Source organism: Thalassospira sp. CH_XMU1420-2 (assembly GCF_037029325.1).
In the GTDB taxonomy this organism is placed as follows: domain Bacteria; phylum Pseudomonadota; class Alphaproteobacteria; order Rhodospirillales; family Thalassospiraceae; genus Thalassospira; species Thalassospira povalilytica.
On sequence record NZ_JAYMEG010000003.1, the window covers coordinates 664410 to 678383 of the forward strand.

Here is a 13974-nt window from a genome sequence, read left to right on the forward strand (position 1 = left end):
ATACTCGGCTCTTGCGATCAGGAATAGATCGGGAAGCGTTTGCAAAGGTCTTCGACCTTCGCACGAACAGCGGCTTCGACCTCGGAATTGCCTTCCGGGTTGTCAACCATGGCATCAAGAACGTCACCGATCAGCTCGCCGATCTGTTTGAATTCTTCAACACCAAAGCCACGGGTCGTACCAGCCGGCGTACCAAGACGAATACCCGAGGTAACGGTCGGCTTTTCGCTATCGAACGGAATGCCGTTCTTGTTGCAGGTGATGCCCGCACGCTCAAGTGCGACTTCTGCGGTGTTGCCCTTAAGCCCCTTGGGACGCAGGTCAACCAGCATCAGATGCGTATCGGTGCCACCGGTCACGATGTCAAAGCCGCGCTTGACCAGAACTTCGGCCAGTGCCTTGGCATTGTCGACGACCTGCTGGGCATATGCCTTGAATTCCGGACGCAGTGCTTCGCCAAAGGCAACCGCCTTGGCTGCAATCACATGCATCAGCGGACCACCCTGCAAGCCCGGGAAGACCGCAGAATTGATCTTTTTACCAATGTCGAGATTGTTCGACAGGATCATGCCGCCACGCGGACCACGAAGGGTTTTGTGCGTGGTGGTGGTGACGACGTCAGCATAGGGAAGCGGGCTCGGATGAACGCCACCGGCAACCAGACCGGCAAAGTGCGCCATATCAACCATCAGAAGCGCGCCAACCTTGTCAGCGATTTCACGGAACCGTTTGAAATCGATCTGGCGCGGAATGGCAGAACCACCGGCAATGATCAGGGTCGGCTTGTGTTCAACGGCCAGCGCTTCAACCTGATCGTAATCAAGGGTCAGGTCGTCTTCACGCACGCCATACTGGATCGCATTGAACCATTTGCCCGACAGTGCCGGACGCGCACCATGCGTCAGGTGACCACCGGCATCCAGCGACATGCCCAGAATGGTATCGCCCGGCTTGCAAAGTGCCAGCATGACCGCACCGTTTGCCTGTGCACCAGAATGCGGCTGAACGTTGACATATTCACAGCCAAAGATTTCCTTGGCGCGTTCGATCGCCAGGGCCTCGGCAACGTCAACATATTCGCAACCGCCATAATAACGACGCGACGGGTAACCTTCGGCGTATTTGTTGGTCAGGACAGTACCCTGTGCTTCGATAACGGCTTTGGAAACGATGTTTTCCGAAGCGATCATTTCGATCTGGTTCTGCTGACGGGCAAGTTCGTCGGTGACGGATTTGAACAATGCCGGATCGGCGTCGGACAAGCTGGTAGAGAAAAAGCCTTTGAACGACATGCTGGGGCCTCTTTCGATGCAAGGTTACAGGGCAAGGTCACAGGACGGGCAACAATCAAACGCACCCTGCCCGGTCTGGTTAATGCCAGATGGCGGTGAAATATGTTTGCTCAGGACATCTTTGCAATACGGCCTTCATGACGACCGCCTTCGAATTCGGTCGAAATGAATGCATCAACACAATCAAGTGCCGTCGCTTCGCCAAGCAGGCGTGCGCCAAGGCACAGAACATTTGCGTTATTATGCTGGCGGCAAAGTTCGGCCGAAAGACGGTCATGAACAAGGGCAGCACGGACCTGCGGGAACCGGTTGGCCGCGATGCTCATACCGATACCCGAACCGCAAACCAGAATGCCGGCCTCGGCTGAACCGTCAATGATCGATTTGGCAACGGCCTGTGCAAAGTCCGGATAATCCACCGATGCAGACCCATTGGTACCAAGATCGGAAACCTCGACGCCACGGTCTTTCAGAAGTTCGATAATGGCTGATTTCAGTTCAACGCCGCCATGGTCGGACGCAATGGCAAGGGTTTTGACGGTCATCTGCGCGCCTTTATTCAAAAGTCAAAGAGTAAAATTGAGCGCCTTGTAGCATATAGCGGTGCCCCTGCCAACGCAGAGCTCGGCCAGAATGGCAAGTTTTGCGAAACCCAGATATGCGCATTGATGGACGCATATATATTGTCACCCACCCGGCCGTGGGATTTGACACGCAATAGTATTAAGCGAAATCCAGAAACACCACAAAGTAGCGTCCCTTTACTGTCCCGGCAAAGAATTAGAGATTTAATCACGAAGACAATATTAACCAATTGGTCAAAATATCTGCCCTCACTGCATAACTATGCGCGTAAAAGTACTAATTACGATAACCTTATACGCACCCCTATATACTTGTCTGATGATAACATCAGATAAATGACCCTTGTTATTTTCTGTTGTTTGACTATCTGTTTGGAATAGTGCATTAGTTTTAATGTGAATTTTCAAATGAAGGGTTACTTCAATCATGGCCGAAACTGAGAACAGCGTGCTTGACCGCGACGAACTCTTGCAGATGACCGTTGATATTGTTTCTGCATATGTCAGCAACAATGCACTTGCTGCTGCGCAGATTCCTGAACTGATTTCTACTGTCTTTTCTTCGCTTGACGACATTCGTGAAGTTGAAAAAGAACCTGAACAAGAACCGCTCAAACCCGCTGTTCCTGTGCGTAAATCGATTGGCGATGACTACATCATCTGCCTTGAAGACGGCAAAAAGCTCAAGATGCTCAAACGCCACCTGCGCACGACCTACAACCTGACGCCGGAAGAATACCGTGCGAAATGGGGCCTGCCGGCCGACTACCCGATGGTCGCACCGAACTACGCCAAACAGCGTTCGCAGTTTGCCAAAAAGATCGGTCTTGGTCGCAAGGCGAAGTAACCTTTCAGACTGCCCTGCATATCTGCAGTCTTGCTAACAAGAAAACGCCGTTCCCGAAAAGGAACGGCGTTTTCTTATGCCGGTCATAAAAAAAGCCCGGCATGTGCCGGGCTTTTTCCAAATCGGATGATTTGATTAGTTTGCGTAGTCGTAGGAACCGTTGTCCCACTCGTAGAATACGTAACCCGGAGCCGCAACATCACCCTTGGCGTCGAACGAGATCGAACCAAGAACGGTGTCGAAGGTTGCACCGCTGTGCAGAGCTTCGATAACAGCTTCGGAATCAGTGGTGCCGGCTTTGGCAACTGCCTGTGCCCAAGCTTGGATCGCACCATAGGTGTAAAGGGTGTAACCTTCCGGCTTGTAACCCTGACCTTCGAAGTATTTGACGAGTTCAGCGTTGCGCGGATCTTTTTCAAGAGCCGGACCAGCGGTGAACAGCGTGCCTTTACCAGCGTCGCCAGTGATCGACCAGTATTCGAGCGAGTTCAGAGCATCACCCGAAATGGCAAGGGTATCCATACCCTGAGCGCGCATCTGACGAACGATCAGGCCAAGCTCGGTGTGGTAACCACCATAATACAGAACGTCGATGCCTTCTGATTTCAGCTTGGTCACCAGTGCCGAGTAGTCTTTCTCGGCCGGGGTGATTGCTTCGTACATGGCTTCGGTAACGCCAGCAGCATTCAGGTTTTTCTTGGTCTCGTCAGCCAGACCTTTGGAATAAGCCTGTTTGTCGTGAACGATGGCGATTTTCTTGTCGCCATAGTTTTCCGCCAGGTATTTACCTGCGACTTCACCCTGCTGGTCATCACGACCGCAAACACGGAACACGTTGTCCATGTCACGCTCGGTCAGCTGCGGGTTGGTCGAAGCCGGGGAAATCTGAACGATGCCTTCTTCGAAATACACTTCCGATGCCGGGATCGAGGAACCCGAGCAGAAGTGACCAGCAACGAGAGCAACGTTTTTGCTGACGAGCTGGTTGGCAACTGCAACTGCCTGTTTCGGATCGCAAGCGTCATCGCCGATCTCGAGAACGACTTTTTCGCCATTCACACCGCCAGCAGCGTTGAGGTCAGCAACCGCTTTCTCTGCGCCCTTGGTCATCTGTTCGCCGAACGCCGCATAAGGACCGGTCATCGGACCAACGGTCGCGATCACGATGTCAGCCTTGGCAGCACCCATTGAAAGAACAAGCGCGGAAGCAGTGGCAAGAAGGCCGAGCTTGGTTTTCGACATTAGAGAAGTCTCCCTGTTCCAAAGGTTGGTTCCATCACCATGACAGAACCATCTTTTCGGACCCGAAACCGGCTCATATTCTTCGCCGATTACCGGTTTCAGCTCCCTAGTACTTTAACACCCCTGAATTGGTGTGCAATAGTACAAACTGGTGTATTGCCAATTATTTAGCAATGGTGTGGTGGCGCAAAACGCCACCACAAAAATCAGCGCACATCCGCCCCTTCGCGGGCCCGATATGCAAACGGACCAACGCGTTCATAAAGCCACGGATATTGCGACAGCATCTTGTTCACCTGGGTCAGCCGGAAGGCCCCCAGCATGATTGCAAACAAGATTACCGTGTCAAAAATATAGCCTGAAAGCGAAAGAAGTTCGCCTTCGAACAGCGCATAGACCATGAAACGATCAACAAGACCGAGCAACAGCGCATACGGCAAAAGCTGGTATGACGGCCGCCAGGTATTGGCGATGGCCTGCCCGGTCATAAAGGCACAGAAGCCCATCAGAATGATGGTCATGCCAATGGTGACGCCAATGCTGGTCCCCGTAATGGATTCCATATCAGACCTCCTTAGTGGCCGCCTTCGAGATAGGCTGCACGAACTTCCGGGTTTGCCAGAAGTTCCGCACCCGTCCCCGAGAGCGTAATATTGCCATTGACCATCACATAACCACGATGAGCGAGCTTGAGCGCATGGAATGCGTTCTGCTCGACAAGGAAGACAGTTACCTTGTTTTCGCGGTTAATCTTTTCAACGGTCTCGAAAATCTGCTTCACCACAAGCGGTGCCAGACCAAGTGACGGCTCATCCAGCAGCAAAAGACGCGGACGTCCCATAAGGGCACGGCCGATCGCAAGCATCTGCTGCTCGCCGCCGGACATGGTCCCTGCACGCTGGCTGATGCGTTCCTTCAGGCGCGGGAACAGATCAAACACCATTTCAAGATCCGAATCGAAATGTTTCGGGTCCTGGGTAATTGCCCCCATCTGAAGGTTTTCATAAACCGACATCCGCGGGAAGATGCGACGACCTTCCGGCGATTGCTGAATGCCAAGATTGCAGATCTCATGCATAGGCATGCGACTGATATCCTGACCCTCGAACAAAATCCGGCCCTTGCTTGCCTGCGGCGAACCGCAGCAAGTCATCAGCAACGTGGTCTTACCGGCACCATTGGCGCCGATAAGGGTAACGATTTCACCTTCGTTGACTTCCATATCAATGCCCTTGAGGGCTTCGATATTGCCATAGAAGGTATGAACACCTTCGATTTTAAGCATGGACATATCGATGAACTCCCTCAGTGCGCATTCGGATCAACATTAAGGTCGGCGGCAACTTCCGGCGGAAGCTCGTCATCCTCTTCTTCGCCAAGATAGGCGCGGATAACGGCCGGATCATTCTTGACGGCATCGGGATTGCCATCGGCAATCTTTCGTCCGTAATCAAGAACGATCACATGGTCGGAAATCTGCATCACGACGCTCATGTCATGTTCGATCAGAAGGCAACCAACGCCCTGATCATCACGGATGCTTTGCAACAGGATGTTCAGTTCTGCCGACTCACGCGGGTTAAGGCCCGCTGCCGGCTCATCCAGGCAAAGAAGTGACGGATCAGTACACATTGCACGTGCGATTTCCAGACGACGCTGGGAACCATATGGCAGGTTACCGGCATTCCAGTCAGCCTGATCATACAGACCAACCTTGTTCAACCAGAACTTCGCCTTTTCGATCGCTTCCTTTTCCGCCTTTGCATAGCGGCCAAGGTTAAACAGCCCGGCAATGGAAAACGCAGATGCTTCCATCAGTCGGTTATGCTGGGCAACGATCAGGTTTTCCAGAACCGTCATCCCGGTAAACAGGCGAATGTTCTGGAATGTACGTGCAACACCGTTATTGCGCGGAATGCGGAACCCTTCGGTCCGTTCCAGCAAACGGGGGCCATCATTGGCATGCAGGGTCAAACGCCCCTCGGTCGGGACATAGAACCCGGTCAGGCAGTTAAACACCGTGGTTTTGCCAGCACCGTTCGGGCCGATGATTGCTGTGATTTCACTTTTATTAGCCGTGAAAGACAGGTCATCAATCGCGACCAGACCGCCAAAGCGCATGGTCAGGTGTTCGACTTCGAGCAGTTTGTTGTCGGTCATTTCAACTCTCCGGCAACTTTTTCTTTCTGGCTCATATTGAGCAGAATGGTCGGGTCACGGAAGGACAACAGACCGCGCGGACGCCACAACATGATGGCAACAATACCGGCACCAAAGATCAGCATGCGGTATTCGGCAAGTTCACGGAACATTTCCGGGAAACCGATCATCACGATGGCGGCCAAAACCACACCGATCTGACTGCCCATGCCGCCCAGAACCACGATCGCAAGAATCACGGCAGATTCAAGGAAGGTGAAGCTTTCCGGGCTGATAAAGCCCTGACGGGTGGCAAAGAACGCCCCGGCAAATCCACCGAACATCGCACCAATCGCAAAAGCCGAAAGTTTGGTGTTGGTCGGGTTGATGCCAAGCGAACGGCATGCGATTTCGTCTTCACGCAGCGCTTCCCATGCACGACCGATCGGCAGTTTGCGCAGACGCATGGTGACAAAGTTGGTCACAAGTGCCAGTGCAAGGATCAGGTAGTACAGGAAGATCAGGCGATGCATGGACGAATAGTCCATCCCGAACAGGTCGCTAAAGGCAACGGAGCCCTCAGGCACACGGCGGGAGAAATCGGCAAGACCAAAGAAGCTCGGACGTTCGATTGATGAAATGCCATCCGGGCCGCCGGTCAGATCATACCAGTTGATCAGAACAACGCGGATGATTTCACCAAAGCCCAGCGTCACGATGGCCAGATAGTCCCCACGCAAACGCAGAACCGGGAAGCCAAGAATGATGCCAAAGCTGGCCGCAAAGATCCCGGCAAGCGGCAGGCAAAGCCAGAAGCTCAGATCGAAGTTCTGTGACAGCAATGCATAGGAATAAGCCCCCACTGCATAAAATGCCACATAGCCAAGATCAAGAAGACCAGCCAGGCCAACCACGATATTAAGCCCCCACCCCAGCATGATGTAAATCATCACGAGGGTCGCAAGGTCGATCGCGGAACGGTTTTCCCCGAACAGGAACGGGAAGATGATGAAGAAGATAATCCCCACCAGACCGATCTTTTTGGTGTTTGAGCGATAAACCAGCTGGATCTTGGACGACAGCTTTGCGCTTTCATCGACTTCAACCGAGCCTTTTTCCTTCATCGAGAAATAGGCGATGGCAAAAACGATGGCGACAAAGGCGATGGCGACAACGGTGCTAAGCACACTGCCAAATGCCATATCCAGAACCACCGGCGATGCCCAGCGGTCATCCATGTCACGGAAACGGACAAACATTTCGAATACGGCAACCGCAGTCACCGTAATCAGCAATGCCTGGACAATTCGGGACATGCCTTCGCGGCGCATGATCAGGGCAAAACGCCCGACCACGGTTGATCCGATGGCAATCAGAACAAGATCCCAGCGAACAGCCAGTTCCAGACCGGTCGGACGGTCAACCGTTTCAACACCAAGGATCATGACCGACATCAGCAGCGCGACAACTGCAAAGAACGCGAGTTCCTTAACAACTTCCGAGCCGTTGGTACGAGTTGATGCAAATGCAGATGACATCAGACTTTCTCAACCTCCGGCTTGCCAAGCAGACCCCACGGGCGGAAGATCAGCACGAGAACCAGAATACCGAACGTTGCAACGTCCTTGTATTCAATCGTGAGATATCCCGACCAGAATGCTTCGATCAGACCAATCAGCAACCCACCAAGCATGGCGCCCGGCAGCGACCCGATACCGCCAAGAACGGCGGCGGTGAAGGCCTTCACACCGGCCAGGAAGCCGATATAGAAGTCGATCACACCGTAATAAAGGGTCACCATCATCCCGGCGACAGATGCCAGTGCGGCCCCCATGACAAAGGTGGTCGAAATCGTGCGGTCCACATTCACGCCCAGAAGGCCCGCCATGGTGCGGTCCTGTTCACAAGCGCGCTGTGCACGGCCAAGCGAGGTTTTGGCGATCAGCAGCGAGAAGACAACCATCAGCACAAAGGTCAGAACGATGATCACGATCTGCATGTAGCTGAGCTGGACGTCGAAATTCGCGCTTTCCATAAGGGTAATGCCGCCCTCAACAAGCGGCTGCATCGGCTTAACGCGCGCGCCCTGCGAAATCTGAACAAAGTTCTGCAGGAAGATCGACATGCCGATGGCAGAAATCAGGGCTGCCAGTCGGAAGGATCCGCGCAAGGGCCGATATGCCACACGTTCCACGCCCCAACCGTAAATCGAGGTCAGAACCATTGAAACGAACAGCATCAAAAGAAGTGTGAGCGGAAGAATGCCGCTGATCCCTGCCGCCTGACAGATCAGGAAGGTAATCAGGGAATGAAACGCACCGAGCATGTAAATCTCGCCGTGCGCAAAGTTGATCATGCCGATGATGCCGTACACCATCGTGTAACCGATGGCGATCAAACCATAAATGGCTCCCAGCGTCAGACCGTTGATCAATTGTTGTAGGAAATAAGCCCAATCCATTGCACAACCTTAGATTTGGCACAGACAAACAAGGTCCTCGCCAGCTCGGCAGAAGGCATCAAGCCACATATATATGTATTGATTGGATGAGACATAGTCTCCCCATTGCCCCCTTGCAAACCCGCGAAGCCTCCGTCTTATTGTTATCGGGTATGACCCGGTTTTAGCCTTCGGAGCCGACCATTCTGTTTGTGGTTCTTACTTCCGAAAGCGCGATTAGAGCGTGAACCTTAGACACATGTGTTCAAAGGCTGCAAGCGGCTTTGAGATTTTAGTGAAAATCACCAAATCAGGAATTGATATTGGAATAAAACACTGATCCGATAAGCCACCCGCTCTTTATATTGTATACATTATCCCTTTTTCAGGACGTATTCAAGTTTTTGTGCGGCGACCCTTTTCAACTGTTCAGGATTCCGACTCACAGGTCCCGCAACGGTTACCTCCACCCCGGTTTTACCATCAATCGCCGTACAACGCAGATAGGTTCCCACCTGACGAAGTTCAAAGTAAATCTCGTTTGACGTATTGTGTCGCGTGGTCATTGTAATGCTGATGATCCTTGGGAATGTAACCGCCCCCTATTGTGCGCCCATTCTCGGACAACGCAATAGTTAACAAAAACGGGCCCGGAAATCCGGACCCGCTTTGACATAGCATCTGAGAACGAGATCACTTTTCCCCGTCCAGCATTTTTACAATGGCCGAGAAATCCATGCCCCCATGGCCGCTATTGGAATAAAGCGCATAAAGGCTTTCAGCCAGTGCCCCCATCGGCGTTGTCGCCCCCGATGCCGCCGAGGCCTGCTGGGCCAATTTCAGGTCCTTAAGCATCATATCAACTGCAAATCCCGCTTGATAATCACGGTTTGCCGGCGATGTCGGCACCGGCCCCGGAACCGGGCAATAGCTGGTCAGCGACCAGCACTGACCAGATGCCTTTGACGAGATGTCAAAAAGCTTCTGGGCATCAAGGCCAAGACGCTTGGCCAGCATGAAGGCCTCGGAAACAGCAATCATGCTGACCCCCAGTACCATGTTGTTGCAGATCTTTGCCGCCTGCCCGGCACCACTGTCACCTGCATGGATGATGTTGCTGCCCATTCCTTCGAGGATCGGCTTTGCGCGGGCGAAATCCGCATCCGAACCACCAACCATGAAGGTCAGGGTCCCGGCCGCGGCCCCGGCGGTTCCGCCGGAAATCGGCGCATCCACCGCACCAAGGCCCGCCGCACGGGCAAGCTCAGATGCCTTGCGCGCGGCATCGACCTCGATCGTGGAACTGTCGATCAGAACTGTACCGGCCTTGGCATTGGCAATCACCCCGTCCGGGCCGTCATATACCGAAAGAACATGTTTTCCGGCCGGAAGCACGGTTACAACAAATTCAACATTGCTTGCTGCTTCGGCCACTGTTGCGGCCTTGCCCGCACCGCCATCAACTGCCTTGGCCACCGCATCCGCAGACAGATCGAATACCTTGACGTCGTGCCCTGCCTTGACAAGGTTTGCCGCCATCGGGCCGCCCATATTGCCAAGACCGATAAAACCGATAGTCGCCATTTGAAGTCTCCTCTGACATCCCGTTCGGGACTTTTGTTTTGATTTTTCAGGACCATAGAATGGCCCGGATCATTTTAAAGATTAAGTTCTTTTTCCACCGGAAGCGGTTCGAAATACTCGGCAATTTCACGCGGATCGACCTGGCCGATATCACCATGCTGCCATTTCGGGGCATGATCCTTATCAACGATCACGGCTCGCACCCCTTCAAACAGGTCGGGCTTGCGCACCATTCGTTGTGACATCCGGTATTCCATATTCAGAACCGAAGCCAGCGTCATGTCACGACCCTGACGGATCTGGTCAAAGCTGACGCACAGTGCCGTCGGTGACTTTGCCGCCAGAATATCAAGGGTCTCTTTGCCAAACGCGGTTTCTTCACGTTCAAGCGCCTCGAAGATTGCAACAACGCTGTCACCGGCAAACGTCCGGTCAATATCATCGCGAAGGGTCGCAAGCGGCGCATCACCAAAAGCCGTTTCATAGCGCTTGAGAATATCTGCAACCACGGCTTTTGCATCACCCTCATAGGACGCCGCCGCAAGATCGGCTTTAAGACTGTCAAGCTTGTCGGTTGCAACGCCGTGGGTTGCAAGACCTGCATAAAAGCAGTCCGCGGCCTTTATCCGCGCACCGGTCAGGCCAAGATACATGCCGATCTGCCCCGGGCATCGTGGCAGGAAATAGCCACCCCCGACATCGGGGAAAAACCCGATTCCGGTTTCAGGCATTGCAAACAGGGTCCGCTCAGTCGCCACCCGGAACATGCCGTGTATCGAAACACCGACCCCGCCGCCCATCGTGATGCCATCCATCAATGCGACATAGGGTTTGGGATAATTGGCGATGTAATGATTAAGGTGATATTCGCGCCGGTAAAAGGCATCAAGCAGATCTTCGTCATCATTCTTGCGCGCATCATAAAGACCGCGAATATCGCCACCGGCACAAAAGGCCTTTTCACCGGCACCTTCGATCACAACGGCCTTGATCGACGGATCGGTTTCCCATGATTTGAGTTGCCCCATCATCATATCGACCATCACAAGATCAAGCGCATTAAGCGCACGCGGGCGATTAAGAACGATCTGCCCGATTGCACCTTGTTGGGAAAAAAGCACGGGCGCGTCAGCAACAGTGGTTTGGGTATCAGACGTGTTATTCATGGCCTAGTCTTTCAAAGCGGCACGGGAAATGATCAGCCGCATGATTTCGTTGGTTCCTTCAAGGATCTGATGAACACGAAGGTCGCGCAACAGCCGTTCGATCGGATATTCGCGAATATAGCCATACCCGCCATGCAATTGCAGCGCCTGGTTACAGACCTCGAACCCGATATCGGTGGCAAAACGTTTTGCCATGGCACAGAACTGCGTTGCATCATCGGCCTTTTGATCAAGCTTCCATGCTCCCTTGTGCAGCATAAGGCGCGCTGCTTCGAGCTCGGTTACCATATCGGCGAACTTGAATTGCAACGCCTGAAACTGATCAAGGCTTTTGCCAAACTGCTTGCGGACTTTCATGTGATCGCGGGCATGTTCCATTGCAGCACGGGCGCCGCCAATCGAACAGGCCGCAATATTCAGCCGCCCGCCATCCAGACCCTTCATGGCAAATTTGAAACCTTCGCCCTCTTCGCCCAGACGGTTTTCCACCGGCACCTTGCAATTGCTGAAGATAACGGCGGATGTCGGTTGACTGTTCCAGCCCATTTTTTCTTCAAGCTTGCCAAATGAAAGCCCGTCAGTGTCCTTGGGAATGATAAAGGTCGAAATGCCATTCGGGCCGTCATCGCCGGTACGCGCCATCACAACATATATATCGCTGCGTGATCCGCCGGAAATGAACGCCTTTTCACCATTAAGGACATAATGATCGCCATCACGAACCGCCCGGGTCCGAAGCGATCCGGCATCTGACCCCGCGCCCGGCTCCGTCAGGCAGTAACTTGCGAAATGTTCCATCGTCACAAGCTTGGGCAGATATGTTTCGCGCTGCGTGTCCGATCCGAAACTATCGATCATCCAGCAAGCCATATTATGGATCGAGATATAAGCCGCAGTAGATGGGCACGCCGCCGCAAGTTCTTCAAAGATGACAGCCGCATCCAGACGGCCAAGCCCGGTTCCGCCGAACTCTTCCCGCGTATAGATCGCGGCAAAGCCAAGCTCTGCCGCCTTGCGCAGGGTTTCTTCGGGGAAAATGTGCTTTGCGTCCCATTCACCCGCATGTGGTGCCATTTCGTTCTGGGCAAAATCACGCGCAGCCTGGGCAAATGCCTGCTGATCGTCAGACAGGTTGAATTCCATTGGATCGCCGCCTCTGAAGTTTATCTGTTTTCCCTTTACGTAAACGTGAAAACACCCTCTTGTCAATTCATTCGGTATAACAGTACCGAATTATCACAATAGTAAAAAATCACACCGTTTACGTGCATTCACGTAGTCGTTTTCACCAAATGTTTCTTGCTGATGATGGTGCTGTCGGCTTACCTTCTCCGCGTCAGGAACAACAATAAATCAGGGAAACACATCATGTCGTCCACGAAACCGGAAACCATTGTTCTTCATGCAGGCTATCGCGCCGACCCGACGACCGGGTCTGTTGCGGTTCCGCTGTATCAGACCACCAGTTATCAGTTCCGCGACACGCAGCATGCCGCCGACCTTTTCGCGCTTAAGGAACTTGGCAATATCTATACGCGCCTGATGAACCCGACCAATGATGTGCTTGAACAGCGCATTGCCGCCCTTGAAGGCGGCGCTGCTGCGGTTGCACTTGGTTCGGGTCAGGCGGCATCGACTTTTGCCGTGCTGAATATCGCACAGGCCGGCGACAATATTGTCAGCTCGACAGATTTGTATGGCGGGACCTGGAACCTGTTTGCCAATACATTCAAGCAAATGGGCATCGAGGTGCGCTTTGCAGATCCGGCTGACCCGGAAAGCTTCCGCAAACTCGCTGATGACAAGACCCGTGCCTTTTATGCAGAAACCCTGCCGAACCCGAAATTACAGGTCTTCCCGATCCGCGAAGTTGCCACCATCGGTGACGCGCTTGGCATTCCGCTGATTGTCGATAACACAGCCGCCCCGGTCATCTGCAAACCGATCGAACATGGCGCAAGCATCGTAATGTATTCGACCACCAAATTCATTGCCGGTCATGGCACGTCGGTTGGTGGTGTTGTGGTCGATTCCGGCAAATTTGACTGGGAAAAACATGCCAAACGCTTCCCGCTTTTGAACGAACCTGATCCCAGCTATCACGGTGCGGTCTGGACGCAGGCTGTCAAACCGATTGGCCCGGTTGCCTATGCGATCAAATTGCGCTGCACGCTGTTGCGTGACATCGGTGCCGCTGCATCCCCGTTCAATTCGTTCCAGACCATCCAGGGCATGGAAACATTGCCGCTGCGCATGGAACGTCATTGCGAGAATGCCAACAAGGTTGCCGACTTTCTGGCATCACATCCGAAAGTCACCAAGGTCATCCATCCCAGCAAACAGGACGGTGAAAGCCGCCGTCGTGCAGACAGCTATCTCAAAGGTGGGTACGGGTCACTGATGGGCTTTGAACTGGCGGGCGGCAAAGACGCCGGTGAGAAATTCATCAATGCGCTTGAGCTGTTCTATCACGTCGCCAATATCGGTGATACGCGATCACTTGCCATCCATCCGGCTACGACGACTCACAGCCAGTTGTCGGAACAGGATCGTCTGTCATCGGGTGTGACTGACGGTTATGTCCGACTGTCCATCGGCATTGAACATATTGACGATATTCTGGCCGATCTGACACAGGCCCTTGATAAAGCCTGATATTGCAAAACTTTGCGACGTCATC

14 protein-coding genes are annotated in these 13974 nt (G+C 53.3%); 2 read left to right on the plus strand and 12 right to left on the minus strand.

From position 1 onward, the window contains the following. Nucleotides 1-17: 17 nt before the first annotated feature. Both glyA and rpiB read right to left on the minus strand, forming a co-directional pair. Entirely contained in the window at nt 18-1292 is a 1275-nt protein-coding gene (glyA, locus tag WA429_RS12785) for a serine hydroxymethyltransferase (RefSeq protein ID WP_287465001.1), read from the minus strand. Nucleotides 1293-1402: 110 nt separating this feature from the next. Then, nucleotides 1403-1837 (minus strand): ribose 5-phosphate isomerase B, encoded by a 435-nt coding sequence (rpiB, locus tag WA429_RS12790; RefSeq protein WP_101246278.1) that lies wholly within the window; start codon nt 1835-1837, stop codon nt 1403-1405. Nucleotides 1838-2303: 466 nt separating this feature from the next. Between rpiB and WA429_RS12795 the strand changes: the two genes are divergently transcribed. Further along, the gene (locus WA429_RS12795) at nt 2304-2723 is read left to right on the plus strand and encodes a MucR family transcriptional regulator (RefSeq protein ID WP_068519016.1); all 420 of its coding nucleotides are present in this window, start codon (nt 2304-2306) and stop codon (nt 2721-2723) included. A 135-nt stretch (nt 2724-2858) separates the two neighbouring features. Here WA429_RS12795 and WA429_RS12800 read toward each other — a convergent pair whose 3' ends face one another. The 10 genes from WA429_RS12800 to WA429_RS12840 all read right to left on the minus strand — a co-directional run bounded on the left by WA429_RS12800 (nt 2859) and on the right by WA429_RS12840 (nt 12437). Then, nucleotides 2859-3965: a branched-chain amino acid ABC transporter substrate-binding protein gene (locus WA429_RS12800; RefSeq protein ID WP_068519015.1), complete on the minus strand. Its 1107-nt coding sequence runs from the start codon at nt 3963-3965 to the stop codon at nt 2859-2861. A 206-nt stretch (nt 3966-4171) separates the two neighbouring features. Beyond that, nucleotides 4172-4528 (minus strand): DUF6867 family protein, encoded by a 357-nt coding sequence (locus tag WA429_RS12805; RefSeq protein WP_068519014.1) that lies wholly within the window; start codon nt 4526-4528, stop codon nt 4172-4174. 11 nt (nt 4529-4539) lie between these two features. After that, a complete protein-coding gene (locus WA429_RS12810) occupies nt 4540-5250 on the minus strand; it encodes an ABC transporter ATP-binding protein (protein ID WP_068519204.1) in 711 nt (236 codons plus the stop codon). Nucleotides 5251-5270: 20 nt separating this feature from the next. Further along, nucleotides 5271-6125, minus strand: a complete 855-nt coding sequence (locus tag WA429_RS12815; RefSeq protein ID WP_068519013.1) for an ABC transporter ATP-binding protein — start codon at nt 6123-6125, stop codon at nt 5271-5273. After that, complete coding sequence (livM, locus tag WA429_RS12820) at nt 6122-7642, minus strand: high-affinity branched-chain amino acid ABC transporter permease LivM (RefSeq protein ID WP_287465000.1); 1521 nt, start codon at nt 7640-7642, stop codon at nt 6122-6124. The genes WA429_RS12815 and livM overlap by 4 nt, the downstream gene beginning before the upstream one ends. Beyond that, nucleotides 7642-8565 carry an ABC transporter permease subunit gene (locus tag WA429_RS12825; protein WP_068519011.1) on the minus strand — a complete coding sequence of 308 codons (924 nt, stop codon included), beginning with the start codon at nt 8563-8565 and terminating at the stop codon, nt 7642-7644. The genes livM and WA429_RS12825 overlap by 1 nt, the downstream gene beginning before the upstream one ends. Nucleotides 8566-8918: 353 nt before the next feature. After that, nucleotides 8919-9110: a DUF6898 family protein gene (locus WA429_RS21445; RefSeq protein ID WP_101246281.1), complete on the minus strand. Its 192-nt coding sequence runs from the start codon at nt 9108-9110 to the stop codon at nt 8919-8921. Nucleotides 9111-9237: 127 nt separating this feature from the next. Beyond that, a complete protein-coding gene (mmsB, locus tag WA429_RS12830; RefSeq protein WP_068519010.1) occupies nt 9238-10128 on the minus strand; it encodes a 3-hydroxyisobutyrate dehydrogenase in 891 nt (296 codons plus the stop codon). Nucleotides 10129-10202: 74 nt separating this feature from the next. After that, nucleotides 10203-11294, minus strand: a complete 1092-nt coding sequence (locus WA429_RS12835; RefSeq protein WP_287464998.1) for an enoyl-CoA hydratase/isomerase family protein — start codon at nt 11292-11294, stop codon at nt 10203-10205. A gap of 3 nt (nt 11295-11297) precedes the next feature. Beyond that, on the minus strand, nt 11298-12437 hold the full coding sequence (locus WA429_RS12840; protein WP_287464997.1) for an isobutyryl-CoA dehydrogenase: 1140 nt from the start codon (nt 12435-12437) through the stop codon (nt 11298-11300). Between the two features lie 225 nt (nt 12438-12662). Here WA429_RS12840 and WA429_RS12845 point away from each other — a divergent pair, with 225 nt between their 5' ends. After that, on the plus strand, nt 12663-13949 hold the full coding sequence (locus tag WA429_RS12845) for an O-acetylhomoserine aminocarboxypropyltransferase/cysteine synthase family protein (protein WP_101246284.1): 1287 nt from the start codon (nt 12663-12665) through the stop codon (nt 13947-13949). Nucleotides 13950-13974: the final 25 nt, after the last annotated feature.